Origin of the sequence: Desulfosporosinus paludis (genome assembly GCF_045689965.1) — a bacterium.
GTDB lineage: Bacteria > Bacillota > Desulfitobacteriia > Desulfitobacteriales > Desulfitobacteriaceae > Desulfosporosinus > Desulfosporosinus paludis.
Genome location: NZ_CP144211.1, coordinates 359,853 through 378,187, shown reverse-complemented (window position 1 = coordinate 378,187; position 18,335 = coordinate 359,853). Strand labels below are relative to the sequence as shown.

Here is an 18,335-nt window from a genome sequence, read left to right as displayed (position 1 = left end):
GAAGTGCGTTACGCTTATGAATGAAGGGCCTCAGAAATGGTCGGGCGGAAATCTATGGGAAATGACAAACCGGGCCCGGGTTATCACCTTGATCGGGGCAGGTGGGAAAACCACTTGCCTTCGGGTGCTGACTCAGCTAATCCGTGAAGCTGGTTATCCTGTGACGGCTACGACGACAACCAAAGTTTATCCGGAAGGGCTAATGCAGGCCTGGCATCATCCTTCTCAGCCGCCCCCCTCAGAGCAAAAAAACGCTTATTTTTGGTATTCTGAGGTGGAAGCAAAAAGCGGAAAATGGTTGGGGCCTTCCTCAGCGGCTGTCGATAAAGCAATCCTAGGTGATCTGCAGCTTTCTAATAGTGGGGCAGGAGTGTTTCCACGTTATTGGGTCATTGAGGGAGATGGGGCACGGGAACGCCTATTAAAGTGTTGGGCGGAGCATGAACCTCAAATTCCGGATTGTTCGGTGTGTGGAGTGTTGGTCATGGCTGGCAAGCTCTGGGGACATGTTTTAGAGGCCGATCATGTCCACCGGTCTGAGCACTGTGCGGATTTACTGGATCTCCCCTGGACGGAGGAAAGTGTCTGGCGTTATCTTCTAAAGTCTCCCGTATTTTGGCCGCAATATCGGCAATTATCTTGGGTCATTTTTCTGAATATCCCCGGTCTAAAGGCTTGGAAACCCAGCCTTCATCTGGAAGAGCTGGAAGAACCAAATCCGCCTGAATATTATGATGCAGCGGATTTGGTGGCAGCCCTTAAGCGCAGATGGCTGGAACTAAATGAGCAGGGCATAAACGTGGAACACAAGCCAAGAAGTTTGCGGCTGGCTGCCGGAGATGCCAAGGAGGGAACGTTAACGTGGTTCGATTTGTGGTGATGGCTGCCGGACAGGCAACTCGGATGGGTCGAGATAAACTGGCTTTACCCTGCGGGCAGACGACCGTGCTTGGCAATGTGCTTCAAGCAGTCATAGAGGGGCTTGAACTTCAAGGAAGATTATTTCAGGACTTAAGTGAGTTTTCGAAGTTCGTTGAGATTTTTGTGGTTGCCCGGCGTCCAATAGAGGAATATCTGACCAAGGAAACCTTAATTAGGTTTCAAGAATCAGGTGGGGTTTGGCTTCAAGTACCCAGCGCGATACCTCTTGCGGAAACCCTTCGTTTAGGACTAAGCAATTTAAAGGAAGAGATTCAGACCGTCGGTTTTCTGCCTGGTGATCAGGTGGGGGTTACCGCCCAAGGATTAGCAAGTTGTTTCACTCAAGTTCTGAGGTTGGTTCCGGATTTTTTAGTACCGGTTTCCGGAGACTTAGTTGGTTCACCGGTGTTTTTTCATCGAAGGTATGTTCCGGAGCTGTGTGAGCTGCACGGGGAACAAGGAGGCAGGAACGTCTTATACCGCTATCCTGGACGATGGACAAAACATAGTGTCGAGGAAACTTTCCTGCAGGATGTTGATACCCCAGAAGAGTATCAATTATGGATGGAACAGGCTAAAGAAAGACACGCTGGTCAAGTTGAATCAGTGGATTGAGGCAAGGAGAGTCACGAATATGGACAAGAAATTTGACATGAACGGACCGCTTGTTTTGGTCCGCGGAGCCGGAGAACAGGCTTCGGGAGTAGGGTGGACTTTAGCTAAAGCAGGATTTCAAGTCGTGATGACTGAGGTGGCTAAGCCCTTGATGGTTCGTTGGCCGGTCTGTTTTGGTACGGCCGTTGTCCAAGGAACGTGGCAAGTAGAAGGGATGTCGTCGCGGCGGGTGGAAAAGCCAGACGAATGCGAAACTGCCTGGAATGAGGGAGTTATCCCGGTTCTCATAGACCCGGATTTAGAGTACCTGACAGAGCTTAAGCCGACCTTTTTAGTGGATGCCATTTTAGCCAAACGAAATACAGGCACACGACGAGACATGGCTTTGAGAACCATTGGTTTGGGACCTGGTTTTACAGCGGGGGAGGATGTCGATCTTGTCGTGGAAACAAATCGAGGGCACCATCTGGGCCGCTTAATCTATGCTGGACCGGCGGAACCCAATACGGGGATTCCGGGGACAATTGCCGGGTTTGCTAAGGAGCGGGTGATCTATTCTCCGAAGGCAGGCGTCTTTCGGGCGGTACGCAGCATTGGGGAACAGGTTGAAGCGGGAGAGTGTGTGGGTGTTATCGATGATGGAATGGGGGGCACACAGGTCCTGGCTACACTTCACGGTGTTCTTCGGGGATTATTGCTGAATGATACGTTGGTTGGAGCTTCAGTTAAACTTGGAGATATTGATCCGCGCGGGAAGAAGGAGTATTGCTCCACGATATCGGAAAAAGCTCGAGCTATTGGAGCCGCAGTTCTGCTCGGCATCATGGAAAGTGGCCTTCTGAGTCCGATAAGCCTTAAAACAAGATAATTGGTTAAATCTACAGAAACGTAAAAAAATGGCAATAAAGATATACTGATATTCTCGAATTTCAGGTAGGAGTTTGGCAAGATATAGCGAATATAATGTATAGTTAGAAAACAATGAATAGTGATGATCAAACTCATATATCCTTGATGATTGGATCAGGGGTGTCTACGAGGCAACCGTAATTGCTTCTCTATGAGCCGATGTTGGCTTATGGAGAATCAAGAACTGGTTGCCTTTTGCATGGAGTTTTATCAGAGGGGGTGCATTCCGTGAAATATTATCAGCCACAAAGCGTGAGCGAGGCAATTGAAACGGCAGAATTGTCAGAAGGAATGTTTTTGGCCGGGGGAACGGACCTTGTGCTGCAAATGCAGAGAGGAAAGATCCAACCTGGCGTACTGATCGATCTGGGGAAGATTCCAGAACTTCGGGAGATCAGAGAAGCAAATGGGTACATTGAGATCGGCAGTATGGCAACCTTTGCCGAAATGGGACAATGCCAGCTTCTCGCTCAAAAGGCGACAGCTCTCTGGCTAGCCTGTCAAACTATGGGATCACCTCAGATCCGTAACCAAGCGACTCTCGGAGGAAATTTAGGGAATTGCTCACCGGCTGCAGATGGGCTACCGCCGCTTTTAGCCTTGGGCGCTGATGTGGAATTGATCTCCAGGCAAGGCGTTACGATAGTTCCTCTTGTTGATTTATTGCAGCAAACTCCTCTCTTTTCCACGGGGACTTTGATTCGAGGGTTTCGAATTCCCCAAAAAGGTTGGCACAGTGGATTTGCTAAACTGGGGCGACGGGAGGCCTTAGCTATTGCTCGCTTAAGTGTCGCGGTGGCGATTGAACAAGTGGGGCCGCAGGTCGGGAATGTGCGAGTCGCTTTGGGTGCTGTGGGCAAGCGGGCCTTTCTTAGCGATTCCTTAGCACTGGAATTGAAAAACAGGGAATTTAATGAAGATTGGCTGGAAAAGGGAATCGTTGAAGTGCAGCGTGTTGTTCGGGAAGCTTTAGGGGCACGGGCATCAGCTCCCTACAAACGAGTGGCGGTAGCCGGAGTTTTCGTCAGGCTGTTGCATCATTGCAGCCTAAGGAGGGTTAGACAGATGATAAACATCGAATTGGTGGTTAACGACAAGCATTATGCCTTAGAGGTTGATCCACGGGAACGTTTGCTTGATGTCTTGCGCAATCATTTAGGGTTGATGGGCACGAAGGAAGGGTGCGGCGAGGGAGAATGCGGTGCCTGTACCGTGATTTTAGATGGGAAAACTGTTAACTCCTGTCTTGTTCTGGCTCCCCAAGCCCATGGGAGCGTGATTACGACCATTGAAGGAGTTGGCAATCGCCGAGCTCCACATCCTGTTCAAAAAGCCTTTGTGGAAGTTGGAGCAGTGCAATGTGGTTTTTGTACGCCGGGAATGGTCCTAGCTGCCAAGAATTTGCTGGATAAGAATCCGCATCCCAGTGAAGCTGAAATAGGGGTTGCTATGTCAGGAAATCTCTGTCGCTGTACAGGTTATGATAAGATTCTGCGCGCTGTTAAGCTGGCCGCCGAGGGGGAAGAAGGATGAAGACGGAAGTTGTTGGATCTCGGGTAGTTCGGGAAGATGCCTGGGGAAAAGTGTTCGGGCAAGCTAAGTTTCCAGCCGATGTCAATGCTCCCAATCAACTTTATGGAGTGGTTGTGCGCAGCCCCTATCCCCATGCCCGCATTCGGAAAATTGACGACACGAAGGCTATAGAGCTCGCAGGAGTTGTTACGGTTCTGACAGCCAAAGATGTGCCTCATAATTCCCATGGTGTGCTTTTTCGTGACCAGCCTGTCTTAGCAGACTATGTCCGTATGGTTGGGGACCCCGTTGCGGTAGTTGGAGCAGAAACGCTGGAAATTGCCCGCGCTGCCGCAGAACTTGTAACGGTAGACTACGAGGTCTTGCCTGCTGTTTTTGATCCGGAGGAGGCTATGAAATCTGAAGTTTCCCCTCTGCATCCGGAACTTTGTCCTACGAATGTCCTCTATCACTTGCCGATTCGCCGCGGATCAATGGAGCAAGGTTGGGCTGAGGCAGAGGTGATTGTGGAGCGTACCTACAGTACACAGCACATTGATCATGCGTTTTTACAGCCGGAAGCAGTCCTGGCGCATTTGGACGAGCGTGGGCATATGGTGGTTCAAACGGCGACGCAATATGCTCATTACGATCGGGGCGAAATCGCTCATGCTCTAGGTTTCCGTTATAGTCAAGTTCAAGTCAAAACCTTGGCAGTAGGCGGAGCCTTTGGCGGACGTGAGGATATCTCCTTGCAGATTATGGCTGCTCTGCTAGCCTTGAAGACGCAGCGGCCGGTTAAAATGGAAAATAATCGGGAAGAGTCCTTCTATTCCCACAGTAAACGTCATCCTATGAGGATGTTTTATAAGACTGGAGCTGACAGAAACGGCAAATTAGTAGCCATGGAAGCGAGAATCATTGGGGATGCCGGGGCCTATGCTTCCTGGAGCGTCAATGTCCTGCGCAAATCGGCAGTTCATGCTACAGGACCCTATGAAATTCCCAATGTCTCTATCGACAGTTATGCGGTATTTACGAATAATCCGTTTACCGGAGCGATGCGCGGTTTTGGAGCGGCTCAGACCGTATTAGCTTATGAGAGCCAAATGGATTTGCTGGCTAAGGAGCTGGGGCTATCTCCCTTAGAAATTCGCCTGCGCAACCACCTTAAAGTAGGAAGCACCACGGCGACCGGGCAAGTACTGACGAGCAGTATACCTCTAGATCAATGTTTGGCTAAGGTTGCCCCATATTTTCAGGGCAAGGAGGGAATCCTATGAAAAAGCGGGGTATTGGCTTAGGGTGTGCTTGGTATGGAACTGGGTATGGGAATGGTTTCCCAGATGTTTCGAGTGCTTTTGTAGAGATTCATGATGATGGTTCTGCCACGGTTCTTACCGGAGCCGTGGATGTGGGGCAAGGCAGCAGTTCGATCTATGCCCAAATTGCAGCGGAAGAGCTCGGGCTTCAGCCTGAGGATATTTGTATCAATACGGCTGACACAGATGTGACGCCCGATTCCGGGACGACAGCGGCGACTCGGCAGACGTACAATACTGGAAATGCTGTTTTAAAAGCAGTTCGTCAAGCGAAAGTTCGTTTATTGGCTTATGCAGCCCGCGAATTCGCATGTCCTACGCCCGAAGGAATTGAACTTAAGCAAGGGTCTATCGGTGTTAAAGGGGATACATCCCGTTCTATGCCCCTTGGAGACATGGTTTTTAAAGCCCGCTTAAACGGGGAACGTTTTATTAGTGCGGAAAATTTTACAGCTCATTCAACTCCCGTGGATTTAGAAACCGGGCAGGGGGCTCCTTATTGGCCGTATGCCTTTGGCTGTCAGGTCGCTGAGGTGGAAGTAGACACAGAGACAGGCAGAGTAAGTGTTCTCAGAGTCGTGGCAGTTCACGATGTTGGAAAAGCTTTGAATCCAACGCAAGTAGAAGGGCAAATAGCGGGCGGGGTTGCCCAAGGTGTTGGCTATGCCTTGCTTGAGGAACTTGAGCTAAAAGAGGGAACCATTAAGAATCCGGCTTTTTCAAGCTATTTGATTCCCACGGCACTTGATGTGCCTAAAATAGAAGCATACTTTATCGAAGAGGCGGAGGACAGCGGTCCTTATGGCGCCAAGGGCCTAGGTGAACCTGCCATGCTTCCAACGGTTGCTGCCGTAATCAATGCCATTGATGACGCTGTGGGAGTAAGAATTACCTCGTTACCGGCGACACCGGAGAAAATACTGCAGGCGCTGGCGGAGAAAAAGGAGGTCTTAGGGTAAACTAGGATAACATTGCAATTATAATGTTTTTGACAACAGGGTAAGTCAGCATGAACGATAAAATGTCTATTTAGGGAGGGCTATTCATGTCAAGCGTGTCAAAAAATTCCCAACCTCCGGTAAATCATGGTTTTTTAGATGGCTTTTTTCATCTGTCCGAATTGGGTACAACTGCGCGTACTGAAATTCTCGCTGGAGTAACCACATTTGTTACCATGGCTTATATCCTATTTGTGAATCCGAATATCTTAAAGGATGCCGGAATGCCAATTAATGCAACGTTTGCCGCAACCGCCATCGCCGCCGCAGTCGCTACGCTGATTATGGGCTTATATGCCAACTATCCAATCGCCATGGCCCCGGGCATGGGGCTTAACGCCTTCTTCACCTACTCTGTTGTTATCGGCATGAAACTACCCTGGGAAACGGCACTTGGTGCAGTTTTCATCTCAGGACTGGTCTTCTTCCTGATGACCGTAACCAAAGTTCGGGAATGGATTATGGAAGGGGTACCTGAGGTTTTACGCATCTCTATTGGAGTAGGGATTGGGTTATTTATCGCTTTTATCGGGCTTCAAGATGGGAAAATTGTTGTTGCCAACCCAGCCACTCTTGTCACGCTGGGTGATATGAAATCGGCAAGCGTCTTAGTTACGGTTTTCGGCTTAATTGTTACTGGTTTTTTCATGGCCAAGAAAATCAAGGGTGGCTTACTCATTGGAATTTTAGTGACAACACTTTTCAGTATGTTGATGGGTTATTCTCCTTTGCCAACCGGTATGTCCAGTATTGTAAGCTTTTCAAATCCCTTTGCCTCGATTGCTCCGGTTGCCTTCCACCTCAATATCATGGGAGCCTTTGACTATGGCTTAGTTTCGATTCTTTTCGCCTTCACCTTTGTTGATCTGTTTGACAATATTGGAACCCTGCTGGGTGTTTCGCGTAAAGCCGGATTGCTTGATAAAAAGGGAAATCTTCCCCGCGCCGGCAAGGCTTTGATGTCGGACTCTATAGGGACAATGTTCGGAGCCTGTATGGGAACACCGACTGTAACCTCTTATATTGAAAGTGCCGCAGGTGTGCTTGAAGGAGGAAAAAGTGGTTTAACGGCAGTTATCGTGGCCCTGCTTTTCGTGGTCGCACTCATTTTCTCTCCTCTTATTGGTTTGATCCCTGCCACTGCTACCGCACCGGTTCTTATCTTAGTGGGTGTCTTGATGATGGGCGAAGTGGTTAATATTAAATTTGACGACTTTACAGATGCTTTTCCCGCGTTTATGACGATTGTCATGATGCCTTTAACCTATTCAATCGCTCAAGGTTTAGCCTTTGGTTTTATGTCCTATACCATTATCAAACTGATTACCGGGAAGCATAAAGAAAATAATGCCGTCACTTATACTTTAACGGTCCTCTTTATTCTTCACTTTATACTAGGTTCATGAATCTAGTCGGGGTTGGAGAGATGTAACTCATCTCTCCAATCCTCAATGAACTCGTTCAACCGAGGTTGATTGTTATGTATGTTGTCTTCGGGCGTGAGCTAAGTTCTTTTTGGATGGAAGAGAGCCTTTCGTAAGAAAGGGAAGGGTGGAATTAGGAATGCGGATTCTTTTTAAGAATGCTAAGATTGTAACGATGAATGCTGGACGTGAGATCATTGATGGAGATTTACTCGTTGATGGTTCTCAAATTGCAGCGGTCGAACAGACGATAGAACAACCTGCAGACCAAGTGATTGATTTGCATGGTGATTTGATCATTCCTGGCCTGATCCAAACTCACATTCATCTTTGTCAGACGTTGTTTCGTGGCCAAGCGGATGATCTGGAACTTTTGGATTGGCTTAAACTTAAAATTTGGCCCTTGGAAGGCGGGCATGATCCTGAATCACTCTATGATTCGGCGTTACTTGGAATTGGAGAATTATTTTTGAGTGGAACGACAACGATTGTGGATATGGAAACGGTTCATCATACCAAACATGCTTTTGAGGCAATCCTGTCCAGCGGTCTGAGAGCCTTGGCAGGAAAAGTCATGATGGATGATCCTGATGGGGATATTCCACCGTCCTTGCAGGAGACGACAGAAGCCTCTCTGCAAGAGAGTGTGGATTTATTTGAGAAATTTAACGGACAGGGAAATGGACGCCTAGAGGTCGCTTTTACGCCTCGTTTTGTCATTTCCTGTACCGATACCTTATTAAAAGAAGTCTCCCGCCTTGCTCAGGAAAAACAGGCCTTTGTGCACACCCATGCCTCTGAAAATCGGGGAGAAATCCAAGTGGTGGAGAGTACTCGTGGAATGCGCAATATCGTATATCTGGATAAGGTTGGTTTGACCGGTTCAAAACTGATTCTGGCTCACTGCATCTGGCTGGATGAGGCCGAAAAGGATATTTTGGTTCAGAGTAAAACTCGGATTTCCCACTGCCCATCTTCCAATATGAAACTAGCCTCGGGAATTGCTCCAATTCCTGAGCTTCTGCAAAGAGGGGCAGAGATTTCTCTCAGTGCCGATGGAGCCCCCTGCAGTAATAATTTGGACGGTTTCCGAGAGATGCGCCATGCTGCCCTCATGCAAAAACCGCTGCATGGGCCAACCGTGATGCCGGCCCAAAAGGTATTTGAGCTGGCAACCCTAGGTGGAGCACGTGCTTTAGGACGTGAAAAAGACTTAGGGAGTCTGGAAGTTGGCAAAAAAGCGGACTTGGCGGTTGTTAGCCTTCAGGGATTGCACACTTGGCCCAATGAGCATGTGGATGTCTACTCCCAGTTAGTCTATCAAGCCTATTCTTCAGACGTACGCCTCACAATGGTGGACGGACAAATTGTTATGAGGGATCGCCAGCTTCTGACCATCGATGTTCCTCAGCTTAAGAAGAGTTCAACACGAAGTTTGAACCGGGTGATGGCGAGAGTGGGACTTGTATGACGCAGCACCCATGTTTCCCTGCGTTTTCCGGAAAGGGGTTATGCTGTTATGTCGAGCTTTAAACAAAGAATGGATGAATCTCGGGGACTTGTGAAAATTGACTTGGTTTTAAAAAATGCCAGGTTAGTGAATGTTTTTTCCGGCGAGATTCATGAGACAGATATAGGAGTTCATCAGGGGATGTTTGTCGGTTTAGGGACCTATAATGAAGCTGAGAGGGTTTTGAATCTGAATGGGAATTATGTTGTCCCAGGATTGATCGACGGACATGTCCATATTGAAAGCTCGCTTCTTTGCCCTGAAGAATTTTGTTCCCTACTGCTTTCCCACGGTGTCACGACAGCTGTCGTCGATCCTCATGAAATTGCCAATGTCTTAGGGGTTAAGGGAATTCACTACATCTTAAATAGTGTTGAAGATTTGCCGTTTAATACCTTCGTAGCGCTCCCTTCATGTGTTCCGGCAACAGATTTGGAGACTTCAGGAGCTCGCCTTAGCGCTGAAGATTTGCGGGAATTTTTGGCTCATCGAAGAGTGATAGGCCTCGGGGAGGTCATGGATTATCCTGGGGTATTACAGGCAAAACCGGATCTGGTGAATAAGTTAGAACTCCCCATGAACTTCAGAGATGGCCATGCTCCAGGAATATCTCCCCAGGACCTTAACGCTTATTATCGGGCCGGGATTCATACGGACCATGAATGTTCTACGATCGAAGAAGTCCGAGAGCGGCTGCGGCGAGGTTTTTATGTCATGCTCCGGGAAGGGAGTGCTGCCAAAAACCTTCTAGATCTTTTGCCGGCTGTGACGCCGGAGAATTCGGGCCAATGCTTGTTGGTGACAGATGATCGCCATCCAAGGGATTTGATTCAGGAAGGTTCCATTGATCATCTAGTTCGTCAGGCGATCCAAGGGGGAGTTAATCCAATCAGGGTCATACAGATGGCGACCATCAATGCTGCACGGGCTATTGGGCTTCCTCACCTGGGCGCAGTGGCACCAGGTTATCAAGCTGATTTTGTGATCTTAAAGGATCTTAATCGTTTCGAGATAAAGGAAGTCTTTTGGCACGGAAAAAGCCAATACTGTGGGGGAGATCGTCCCCAATTTTCTAAATTCTCCACTGCCGGATTAACGGACAGCGTACATCTTGGGAATGGTTTACTCAATACATTGAGTGTTCCGGCAAAATCTCTGAACGGGGCAAACTCAGCGCGAGTACGTATAATCGGTGTTCAAGAACATTCTTTAACCACATCAGAACTAATTCGGGAACTGCCTGTGAAGGATGAGCAAATTTGCGCTGATCCCGGTCAAGGAATTGCCAAAATCGCCGTTCTCGAACGGCATCATGGGACAGGGAATGTTGGTATTGGCTTTGTAGAAGGGTTGGGTTTAACTAAGGGAGCAATTGCTTCCACAGTAGCCCATGATTCGCCCAACCTTGTTGTCGTGGGGATGAGTGACGAGGAGATGAACCTGGCAATTCAAACTTGTGCAGACATGGGGGGTGGACTTTGTCTAGTTGACGGAAATCAAGTGGTTGGAAAACTTCCGTTACCGATTGCAGGTCTGATGTCGGGTCAAGACGCTGATACAGTCACTCAGACCTTGAATGAACTTCATGAACAGGCAAATAGTTTAGGGATTAATGACAGTATTGATCCATTTATGACTTTGGCTTTTCTCTCCCTTCCTGTGATACCAGTAATAAAATTGACAGATTTAGGGTTAGTGAATGTGGAACAATTTCGATTGACCAGCCTCCTTGTTTAATAGTGGATTATTTTAAAGCTCTGATAGTTGAGTGGAATGGAAAAAGTATGTTTGTTCGGAATATGTTTGATCGGCTGATCAGATGATATTACAAGCAAGCATATTTTTTTATAGTAATAAAATTAAATGAAATAAAGACTGTTAACCTTAGCCTATAAATGCATGTACTAGTTGAGAAGGAATTTGCATATAATATGTCGAATAAAAAATGTTCGAGAAAGAATGGGGGGGAAACGTTGAAACAAGAATCACATGTAAAACGAGAAGGTTTTACAAGCAGCATTGGTGTTATTGCTGCAGTGTTAGGTTCGGCTGTTGGTCTTGGAAATATATGGAAGTTCCCTTATGTTACTGGAGCTAATGGCGGGGCTGCCTTTATCTTAGTTTATTTGCTTTGCCTAGCTTTAGTCGGACTGCCGGTCATGTTATCGGAGCACCTAATTGGGCGAAGTACCAAATCAAACGCTGTTGGAGCGTTTAAAAAAATTGAACCACGAAAACCTTGGTTTCTGGTAGGCGGGGCAGGGGTCTTGAGTGCCTTTCTAATTATGGCCTTTTATACATGCGTGGCCGGTTGGGTCTATGCCTATATTTTCAAAGCTGCGAGCGGAGCGCTTTTGACCAATAAACCTCAAGAGACGACTCAGGTTTTTAATTCCTTGGTTTCCGGGGTTGGAGAACCGCTATTTTGGCAAGTGTTTGTTTTAATTGTGACAGGGGCAATTATTATGGCCGGTGTCACGAAAGGAATCGAGAGAGTTACCAAAGTTTTGATGCCATTGCTCTTTATCTTACTTATTATTATTGATATTAGGTCTTTGAGTTTACCAGGTGCAGCTGCAGGGCTATCGTTCTTGTTTAAGCCGGATTTCTCTAAGATCACCGTGAGTGCAATACTAGCTGCCTTAGGATTAGCATTTTTTAAACTAAGTGTTGGCATGGGAGCTATGATTACCTATGGCAGTTACGTCGATAAAAATGAGAACTTGCCTAAGATGGCAGTGAAGGTTGCACTTTCTGATACCTTAGTTTCACTTATGGCAGGTATCGCCATTTTCCCAGCAGTATTTGCCTTTGGATTTAAACCGGATGCAGGTCCTAAGCTGCTGTTTATCATCATTCCTACAGTGTTTAATTCCATGCCCCTGGGTCGGGTTTTTATGGTGTTATTCTTTATCCTCACCGCAATCGCCGCTACTGGGGCAATGTTGTCGTTATTGGAAGTTCCTATTGCCTATTTAACGGAACAGTATCGATGGTCAAGGAAGAATGCGACCTTGCTTACGATTTTAGGAATCGGTCTGCTTGGTTCAACAGCTACGTTATCGAATAGTCTCTTGGCCAAAGTATTGATTTTCGGAAAAACGTTTTTCGACTTCTTTGATTTTGCAACCTCGAATGTTCTGCTCCCATTAGGAGGAATCTTTATTGCCTTATTTGTGGGTTGGCAGTGGGGTTATGCCAACGTTAAACGAGAGATGACCAACGAAGGACGGTTAGGTAATGAAGGATTGTTCCGAGTTTACCGTATTTTGGTAAGATATGTAGTTCCTATTGCCATTGCAATCGTACTTTTGACTGGTCTGAACGTCATTCATTTTTAAGATTTGCTGCGTTGGATGATCACTGAAGGGAAGACAATAGGACTAAAGGGAAAATTTATCGCGATATATCGTCAAAAAGAGGTTATTTAATTCATTTTGCCGAAGTAACAAGTGCAGGAGTGATATTGACATTAAATTTGGATAGGGTGAGTAGATTAATGCGCTTGGTGAACACGAGTTTCGTCGAGGAAGGATCCGTTTTAGCTCGTCCCGTGATTAACTCTTCAGGTAGGATTTTACTGCAGGCTGGGGTTCGAGTGACAGCCTCTTATATAGAACGATTAAAAGCAATGGGTTACGATGTTCTGTTTATCGAAGATGGCCGACTGGATGATGTAGAATTCCATACGACAATTACCGGTCAAACCCGTGAAGTAGCTTACAAGACGATACAAAATATCAGCAAGTATATTGAGAACGATGCTGAGGGCTCATTACCTATTGCTAGGGTTCGTTCGACTATTCAAGAAATGATTAATGATCTTTTATCAAGCACTGATATATTATGTAATTTGACGGATATTCAAGGGTACGACGATTACACATTTCATCATTCCATTAATACTACGATCATTGCCCTTGTTTTGGGGATCGCCTCTGGGTACCCTGAACAAAGATTAATTGAATTTGGCATGGGCGTACTCATGCACGATATTGGGAAAATTAAAATTCCTGAAGGCATCTTGAATAAGAAAACTCCTCTGACCGATGACGAATTTATGGAAATTAAGAGACATACTACGAACGGCTTTGATATTCTTCGTAAAAATAATGATTTCAGTTTACTGGCGGCTCATATCGCTTTTCAACATCAGGAAAAGTGGGATGGGTCTGGCTATCCGCGAGGATTGAGAGGGACAGAAATTCACGAATACGGGAGACTGGCGGCGGTTGCTGATGTTTATGAAGCGTTAACAAGCCGCAGAGTCTACCGCAAGGCTATTGAACCCAATGAAGCTTATGAGTATATTATTGCTCAATCAAATTCTCATTTTGATCCCCAAATTTTAGATGTCTTCAAGAAACACATAGCCGTCTACCCTTCAGGTTCAGGTATTTTGTTAAGTAATGGGCAAAGGGGAAATGTTGTAAAACAAAACTCTGCGTTTCCTAACCGTCCTCATGTTCGAGTATTCTATCAAGGGGAAGAAGAGCTGACAGATCCCATTGATTATAATTTGGCAAATTACCCCTCCCTTATGATCACTGCTGTGGATAATCGTTAGTTTGTGCGTTTATGCTCAAGGAATGTTGTCAGAACATGATCTTAGGCTGCCTCAGTTTAGCAAACACCGATAAGGGTAAATATTTTTGTCGATATAAGAAAATGGAAACTCATTGTCACACGGATACTTTATTTTTATTTGATGGAGAACTGAAAATAAAAAATCACTATCAGACGTACACCGTCCGATAGTGATTTTTTGGTTTTTGCTTAAGTAAATTCACTGCATATGTTCTTAACATACTCACTTGAGGCTATTAACAAAGCGCTTTCGTAGGCGGGTTTGAGGCTAATTAGGAATTGTTCAAAAGGCTCTTGAATTCCTCGATGTTATGGACCGGGCGTTGACAGGTGAAATTCTCACAGAGAAAAGCAGTTGGTTGATTTGTCTCTATAGGGTAATCACGGATCCAAGGGACAATAGTTCCCAGAGTTCCATCATGATGAAGAATCGAAGCATAAGGACGAAACTCCGAAAAAAATACCTGACGCATTTCTCCTAACTGAGCTGAGGTGAGTGATCCGGCTAAAATCAGTTCCTGGCTTGAGTGCAGAGCAAATTGGAGGGCCTGCAGAAAGGCCGTGTAACCTGAGGGATGTTCTTCAAGTACAGGCCGAAAACTTTCCAGAAGCTGCTCCGCTCTTTTTTCCCAACGGTCTTCACCTGTGAGACGTGCCAGCCGTAATAAATTGAGAGCCGTGATTGAGTTGCCGGAGGGAAGGGCACCATCGTAACTTTCTTTGGGCCGGATAAGAAGCTCTTCGGCATCCACGCCAGTCAAAAAGTACCCTCCATGTTCTTCGTCATAAAAAAGTTTTTCCTGCTGTTCTTGAAGCTGAAGCGCTGTTTGAAGATATTCGGATTTTCCACAAGCTGAGTATAGTTCGATCAATCCGCCAATTAAAAAGGCATAATCGTCTAGGTAGCCAAGGAAAGCCGAATCTCCTTTACGGTATCGGGCCAAAAGGCGGCCATCAGGACGTTGAAGGTTTGTTAGTACAAAACGGACAGCATTTTCCGCTGCTTCCAGGTAGGCATGATTACTAAAGATTTGGGCCCCTTTGGCTAAGGCCATAATCATCAGACCATTCCACGCCGTCAATAGTTTATCATCCTTGTGAGGATGGACGCGCTGCTCACGAATGGCGAATAAAGTGCCGCGGGCGCTCTCTAAGGATTCTAGCGCATCTTGAATTGCCTGAGCATTGTCAGGCAAGCTTTTCCCCAGAGTTCCTTGAAGTAAGTTCGGGATGTTTTTTCCTTCGAAGTTCCCGTTGGCGGTGATGTCATAAACAGCACAGTATTCAGAGGCAACTTCTTTTCCCAGAGCTGCTTCGATCTCAGCGGGTGCCCAGACGTGAAACTTTCCTTCTTCGCCTTCAGCGTCAGCGTCCTCTGCAGAGTAAAATCCGCCTTCAGGTGAGGTCATGTCCCGGAGCACATAGCTAAATATGTTTTGCGCTATCCGGGCATCTCTTGCCTGATGCCCAACTTGGTAGTTTTCGAGGTAAGCCATAGCAAGCAAGGCATTGTCATAGAGCATTTTCTCAAAATGGGGAACTAACCATTTTTCATCGGTACTGTAGCGCGCAAAGCCGAACCCGATATGATCGTAAATGCCTCCTAAGGCCATCCCATCCAATGTTTTACGAACCATTGCAAAGGCTTTACTGTCCTGCGGATGGTCTTGAGCATAGCGTAAGAGGAAGGTTAAAGTATGAGGAGTCGGAAATTTAGGGGCATGACCAAAGCCTCCATAGCGGGAATCGAAACTTTGCGCTAATCCTTTATAGGCTTTTTCAATAACTTGACTGCCCCAAGACTGAATGCCAGAGGTTGGGGAGGAAACAGGAGCAGCTTTCGTTGGAACGGCTTGATGGGCTTGGACGGCAGCTACAATCTGTTCACTCGACTCACGAACCTTGGCTTCATTATCCCTCCAGAGGAATCCGACTTGTTCTAAAAGCTCCATGAGCCCTTGGTGGCCATAACGCTGGTTTTTAGGAAAATAGGTGCCCGCGAAAAACGGTTTTTTCTCGGGTGTCATCAGAATAGTAAGTGGCCATCCACCCGAACCGGTGAGTGCTTGACAGAAAGACATGTAGAGATGATCAACATCAGGCCGCTCTTCGCGGTCGACTTTAATGGAGATAAAATAGCGATTAAGAAGATCCGCGACCTCTTGGTCTTCAAAGGATTCCCGCTCCATGACGTGACACCAGTGGCAGGTCGGTAAACTACACTACGAATACCCAATAGATAAGAAAACAGGTTTATTCTCTGTTTTCGCCTTTTGAAAAGCCTCTTCGCCCCAAGGAAACCAGTTAACTGGGTTATATGCGTGTTGGAGCAAGTAAGGAGACTTTTCATTAGCTAATCTATTGGGTATTTTGTTCATTATTGTCATGGGCAATCACCTCCCTTAAAATTAATATCAATTTAACATTTAATCTAGTATGACCTTTTACATAGCTATAATTCCTAGGAAAAATTCTTTTACGAGAACATTTTAATATGTTTTAATTGATGTTTGTATTTGGCAGGAATATTTCGAAATTTGTTGAATCCTGGATTAAGGTAATTTGTGGTATTTACAATCCTTACTGTTATATTTGTATATAGTTTAGAAAGCCTGAAAAAGAAGACATTGATATTCGAATCTTACATGTATGCTATCGTCCATCTTATTCATATTGGTTAATCGGGCTCAAAAGGCTGAAGATACCATTTCCCGACTACACGTTAGCTATAGTTATGACGGAATTGTACGAAGTAGCGAAGTCAAGATTATTTATATTTGACGTAGGGAGAGTATTCACATGGAATTAATAAACATCAACGGGAAAGGGTATCAATTTGTTATTGGATACGGGAAAAGCAATGATCTCAGAAAGAGTTTAAATGATTTAACACAAAAAGTATTTGGATTTAATTTTGAACAGTGGTATCAAGATGGATATTGGAAAAATCAGTATATACCATATTCGTTGATAGATAGAGATAAGATTGTTTCTAATATTGAAGTTTTCGGCTATGATAAGTTACATAATCTGATTAAATCGCCCAATAACTTTGTATCTGTATTCGGCATAACAGAGAACCAAATGCGAAGTAAATGGATTGAGTATATTAAGAAAACTATCTACTGGCATAATTTCTCAAATTTATATGAAGTTTTAAGTGCCCATGCAAATTTCCCATACTCAGATAACTGGAATTATTCTTTACGAAGTTCATGTGGGTGCTTAGAGATGAACTGTACGTGAAGCCCGCTATTCCATGCAGGTTTCCTGCTTATCGGAAAGGAGTCCTTGTATTGCATTACAACTATTACCGTTTAGTTTCTGGTATTATCGTCCTTATGCTTATGTTAACAGGCTGTGGTAATTGGCAACCTACTGGAGTCGACAATACCCTGACTAGCCAGAGTTCGGCCTCCTTAAATGGTAATAATACATTTCCTAGCAGTCAGAAGAATATGTCTAGCACTTCAAGTTTGGGAGCATTGAGTAACTTAACATCGATACATATGGTTAATGCAATGACAGGGTGGGCACTCAGCAAAGATTCTTTATTGAGGACAGTCAATGGCGGAGTTAGCTGGACTAACGTCACTCCAAAGGGTGTTGGAAGTATGAGAGAAGGTGCATTATCGGTCTATGATGCTCAAACTCTTTGGGTTGTCTTCAATAAAGAATCGTCAACCAGCATTACTGTTTACCGTTCCACAGACGGAGGACAAAAATGGGAACGTGCCGAGATTAATACGACCCCGTGGTATGGTAGAGTAACTTCTCTTGATTTTATTGATTTAAAGCATGGTTGGTTATTGGCAAGCTATGATGTTTCCATGGGGTCGGAATCGGTAGAAGTATTCCAGTCGAATGACGGTGGTGCATCCTGGAAGTCAAATGCCTCGGCGATTATCAACGAGAAAACGTCTAATGATTTGCCCTTGGCAGGTTCTAAAAACGGTCTAGTATTTTCAAATCAGGAAAACGGCTGGCTAACGGGTTTTTCCCATGGTGACGGTATTTGGTTGTATAGCTCGTCAGATGGGGGACTGACTTGGGCTCAAAAGGCTATTGTAGCTCCGCAGGATTATTTTACTGCGGGAGGGTCGGTGAGTACTGAATCACCACATTTCTTTAATCAAAAAGAGGGAGTATTGCCCGTTGAATTTAGAGGTGAGAAACCGCCAGCATTCGTTTTCTATAAGACTAAGGATGGGGGATTAAGTTGGACTCCGACAACTCCAGTACAGATAGCACAAAAGTCACAAGAGTATAGGGGATTTCATTGGAGTATTATCGATGCTACACATGCTTTCGTGAGTGACGGCTATAAATTATATTTTACATCGGACGGTTCGCACTCGTTTGTCTGCATTACACCGAATATTAGTCTGGAGAAACTTCAGCAATTGGATTTTACTTCGGAAAAATTAGGATGGGCAATTATTGATGGAGGCTTATGGAAGACCATTGATGGCGGGCATACATGGGTTCAGATTAAAGTTAGTATTAGAGCCAACCATTAATCCTGCTCAGATACTAT

General features: G+C 45.6%; 13 protein-coding genes, 2 pseudogenes and 1 riboswitch. Of the genes and pseudogenes, 14 read left to right on the top strand and 1 reads right to left on the bottom strand.

What is annotated here, in order from left to right; genetic code table 11:
- Positions 1–16 precede the first annotated feature (16 nt).
- From yqeC to VZF35_RS01715, 12 genes and pseudogenes are all read left to right on the top strand, one after another.
- Positions 17–880 carry a selenium cofactor biosynthesis protein YqeC gene (yqeC, locus tag VZF35_RS01770; RefSeq protein ID WP_407310390.1) on the top strand — a complete coding sequence of 288 codons (864 nt, stop codon included), beginning with the start codon at positions 17–19 and terminating at the stop codon, positions 878–880.
- Positions 862–1,536, top strand: coding sequence for an NTP transferase domain-containing protein (locus VZF35_RS01765; RefSeq protein ID WP_407310389.1), 675 nt, complete (start codon positions 862–864; stop codon positions 1,534–1,536). Before yqeC ends, VZF35_RS01765 begins: the two co-directional genes overlap by 19 nt.
- A gap of 19 nt (positions 1,537–1,555) precedes the next feature.
- Positions 1,556–2,404 (top strand): selenium-dependent molybdenum cofactor biosynthesis protein YqeB, encoded by an 849-nt coding sequence (gene yqeB, locus VZF35_RS01760; protein WP_407310388.1) that lies wholly within the window; start codon positions 1,556–1,558, stop codon positions 2,402–2,404.
- 113 nt (positions 2,405–2,517) lie between these two features.
- A riboswitch (purine riboswitch) is annotated at positions 2,518–2,617 on the top strand.
- A pseudogene (locus VZF35_RS01755) lies at positions 2,605–3,423 on the top strand (FAD binding domain-containing protein); the annotation flags it as partial. (Overlaps the previous riboswitch by 13 nt.)
- 87 nt (positions 3,424–3,510) lie before the next feature.
- Positions 3,511–3,978, top strand: coding sequence for a (2Fe-2S)-binding protein (locus VZF35_RS01750; protein ID WP_407314406.1), 468 nt, complete (start codon positions 3,511–3,513; stop codon positions 3,976–3,978).
- Positions 3,975–5,240, top strand: a complete 1,266-nt coding sequence (locus VZF35_RS01745; RefSeq protein WP_407310387.1) for a xanthine dehydrogenase family protein molybdopterin-binding subunit — start codon at positions 3,975–3,977, stop codon at positions 5,238–5,240. The genes VZF35_RS01750 and VZF35_RS01745 overlap by 4 nt, the downstream gene beginning before the upstream one ends.
- A complete protein-coding gene (locus tag VZF35_RS01740; RefSeq protein WP_407310386.1) occupies positions 5,237–6,238 on the top strand; it encodes a xanthine dehydrogenase family protein molybdopterin-binding subunit in 1,002 nt (333 codons plus the stop codon). The genes VZF35_RS01745 and VZF35_RS01740 overlap by 4 nt, the downstream gene beginning before the upstream one ends.
- Before the next feature lie 86 nt (positions 6,239–6,324).
- Complete coding sequence (locus VZF35_RS01735) at positions 6,325–7,683, top strand: NCS2 family permease (RefSeq protein ID WP_407310385.1); 1,359 nt, start codon at positions 6,325–6,327, stop codon at positions 7,681–7,683.
- A gap of 157 nt (positions 7,684–7,840) precedes the next feature.
- Complete coding sequence (locus VZF35_RS01730) at positions 7,841–9,172, top strand: 5'-deoxyadenosine deaminase (protein WP_407310384.1); 1,332 nt, start codon at positions 7,841–7,843, stop codon at positions 9,170–9,172.
- A gap of 48 nt (positions 9,173–9,220) precedes the next feature.
- Positions 9,221–10,948 carry an adenine deaminase gene (gene ade / locus VZF35_RS01725; RefSeq protein ID WP_407310383.1) on the top strand — a complete coding sequence of 576 codons (1,728 nt, stop codon included), beginning with the start codon at positions 9,221–9,223 and terminating at the stop codon, positions 10,946–10,948.
- Between the two features lie 236 nt (positions 10,949–11,184).
- Positions 11,185–12,552, top strand: a complete 1,368-nt coding sequence (locus VZF35_RS01720; protein WP_407310382.1) for a sodium-dependent transporter — start codon at positions 11,185–11,187, stop codon at positions 12,550–12,552.
- A gap of 158 nt (positions 12,553–12,710) precedes the next feature.
- Complete coding sequence (locus VZF35_RS01715) at positions 12,711–13,778, top strand: HD-GYP domain-containing protein (RefSeq protein WP_407310381.1); 1,068 nt, start codon at positions 12,711–12,713, stop codon at positions 13,776–13,778.
- Positions 13,779–14,070: 292 nt separating this feature from the next.
- Here VZF35_RS01715 and VZF35_RS01710 read toward each other — a convergent pair.
- Positions 14,071–16,185: pseudogene (locus VZF35_RS01710) on the bottom strand (thioredoxin domain-containing protein).
- A gap of 412 nt (positions 16,186–16,597) precedes the next feature.
- On the opposite strand from VZF35_RS01710, the gene VZF35_RS01705 reads away from it, so the two are divergent.
- Together VZF35_RS01705 and VZF35_RS01700 are read left to right on the top strand one after the other, a co-directional pair.
- A complete protein-coding gene (locus VZF35_RS01705) occupies positions 16,598–17,044 on the top strand; it encodes a hypothetical protein (protein WP_407310380.1) in 447 nt (148 codons plus the stop codon).
- Positions 17,045–17,094: 50 nt separating this feature from the next.
- Positions 17,095–18,318: a WD40/YVTN/BNR-like repeat-containing protein gene (locus VZF35_RS01700; protein ID WP_407310379.1), complete on the top strand. Its 1,224-nt coding sequence runs from the start codon at positions 17,095–17,097 to the stop codon at positions 18,316–18,318.
- Positions 18,319–18,335 lie beyond the last annotated feature (17 nt).

Excerpts from the sequence above, each read along its gene's own strand:
- yqeC (WP_407310390.1), top strand. The coding sequence starts at position 17 with ATGAATGAAGGGCCTCAGAAATGGTCGGGCGGAAATCTATGGGAAATG.
- yqeB (WP_407310388.1), top strand. The coding sequence starts at position 1,556 with ATGGACAAGAAATTTGACATGAACGGACCGCTTGTTTTGGTCCGCGGA.
- VZF35_RS01750 (WP_407314406.1), top strand. The coding sequence starts at position 3,511 with ATGATAAACATCGAATTGGTGGTTAACGACAAGCATTATGCCTTAGAG.
- VZF35_RS01745 (WP_407310387.1), top strand. The coding sequence starts at position 3,975 with ATGAAGACGGAAGTTGTTGGATCTCGGGTAGTTCGGGAAGATGCCTGG.
- VZF35_RS01740 (WP_407310386.1), top strand. The coding sequence starts at position 5,237 with ATGAAAAAGCGGGGTATTGGCTTAGGGTGTGCTTGGTATGGAACTGGG.
- VZF35_RS01735 (WP_407310385.1), top strand. The coding sequence starts at position 6,325 with ATGTCAAGCGTGTCAAAAAATTCCCAACCTCCGGTAAATCATGGTTTT.
- VZF35_RS01730 (WP_407310384.1), top strand. The coding sequence starts at position 7,841 with ATGCGGATTCTTTTTAAGAATGCTAAGATTGTAACGATGAATGCTGGA.
- ade (WP_407310383.1), top strand. The coding sequence starts at position 9,221 with ATGTCGAGCTTTAAACAAAGAATGGATGAATCTCGGGGACTTGTGAAA.
- VZF35_RS01715 (WP_407310381.1), top strand. The coding sequence starts at position 12,711 with ATGCGCTTGGTGAACACGAGTTTCGTCGAGGAAGGATCCGTTTTAGCT.
- VZF35_RS01705 (WP_407310380.1), top strand. The coding sequence starts at position 16,598 with ATGGAATTAATAAACATCAACGGGAAAGGGTATCAATTTGTTATTGGA.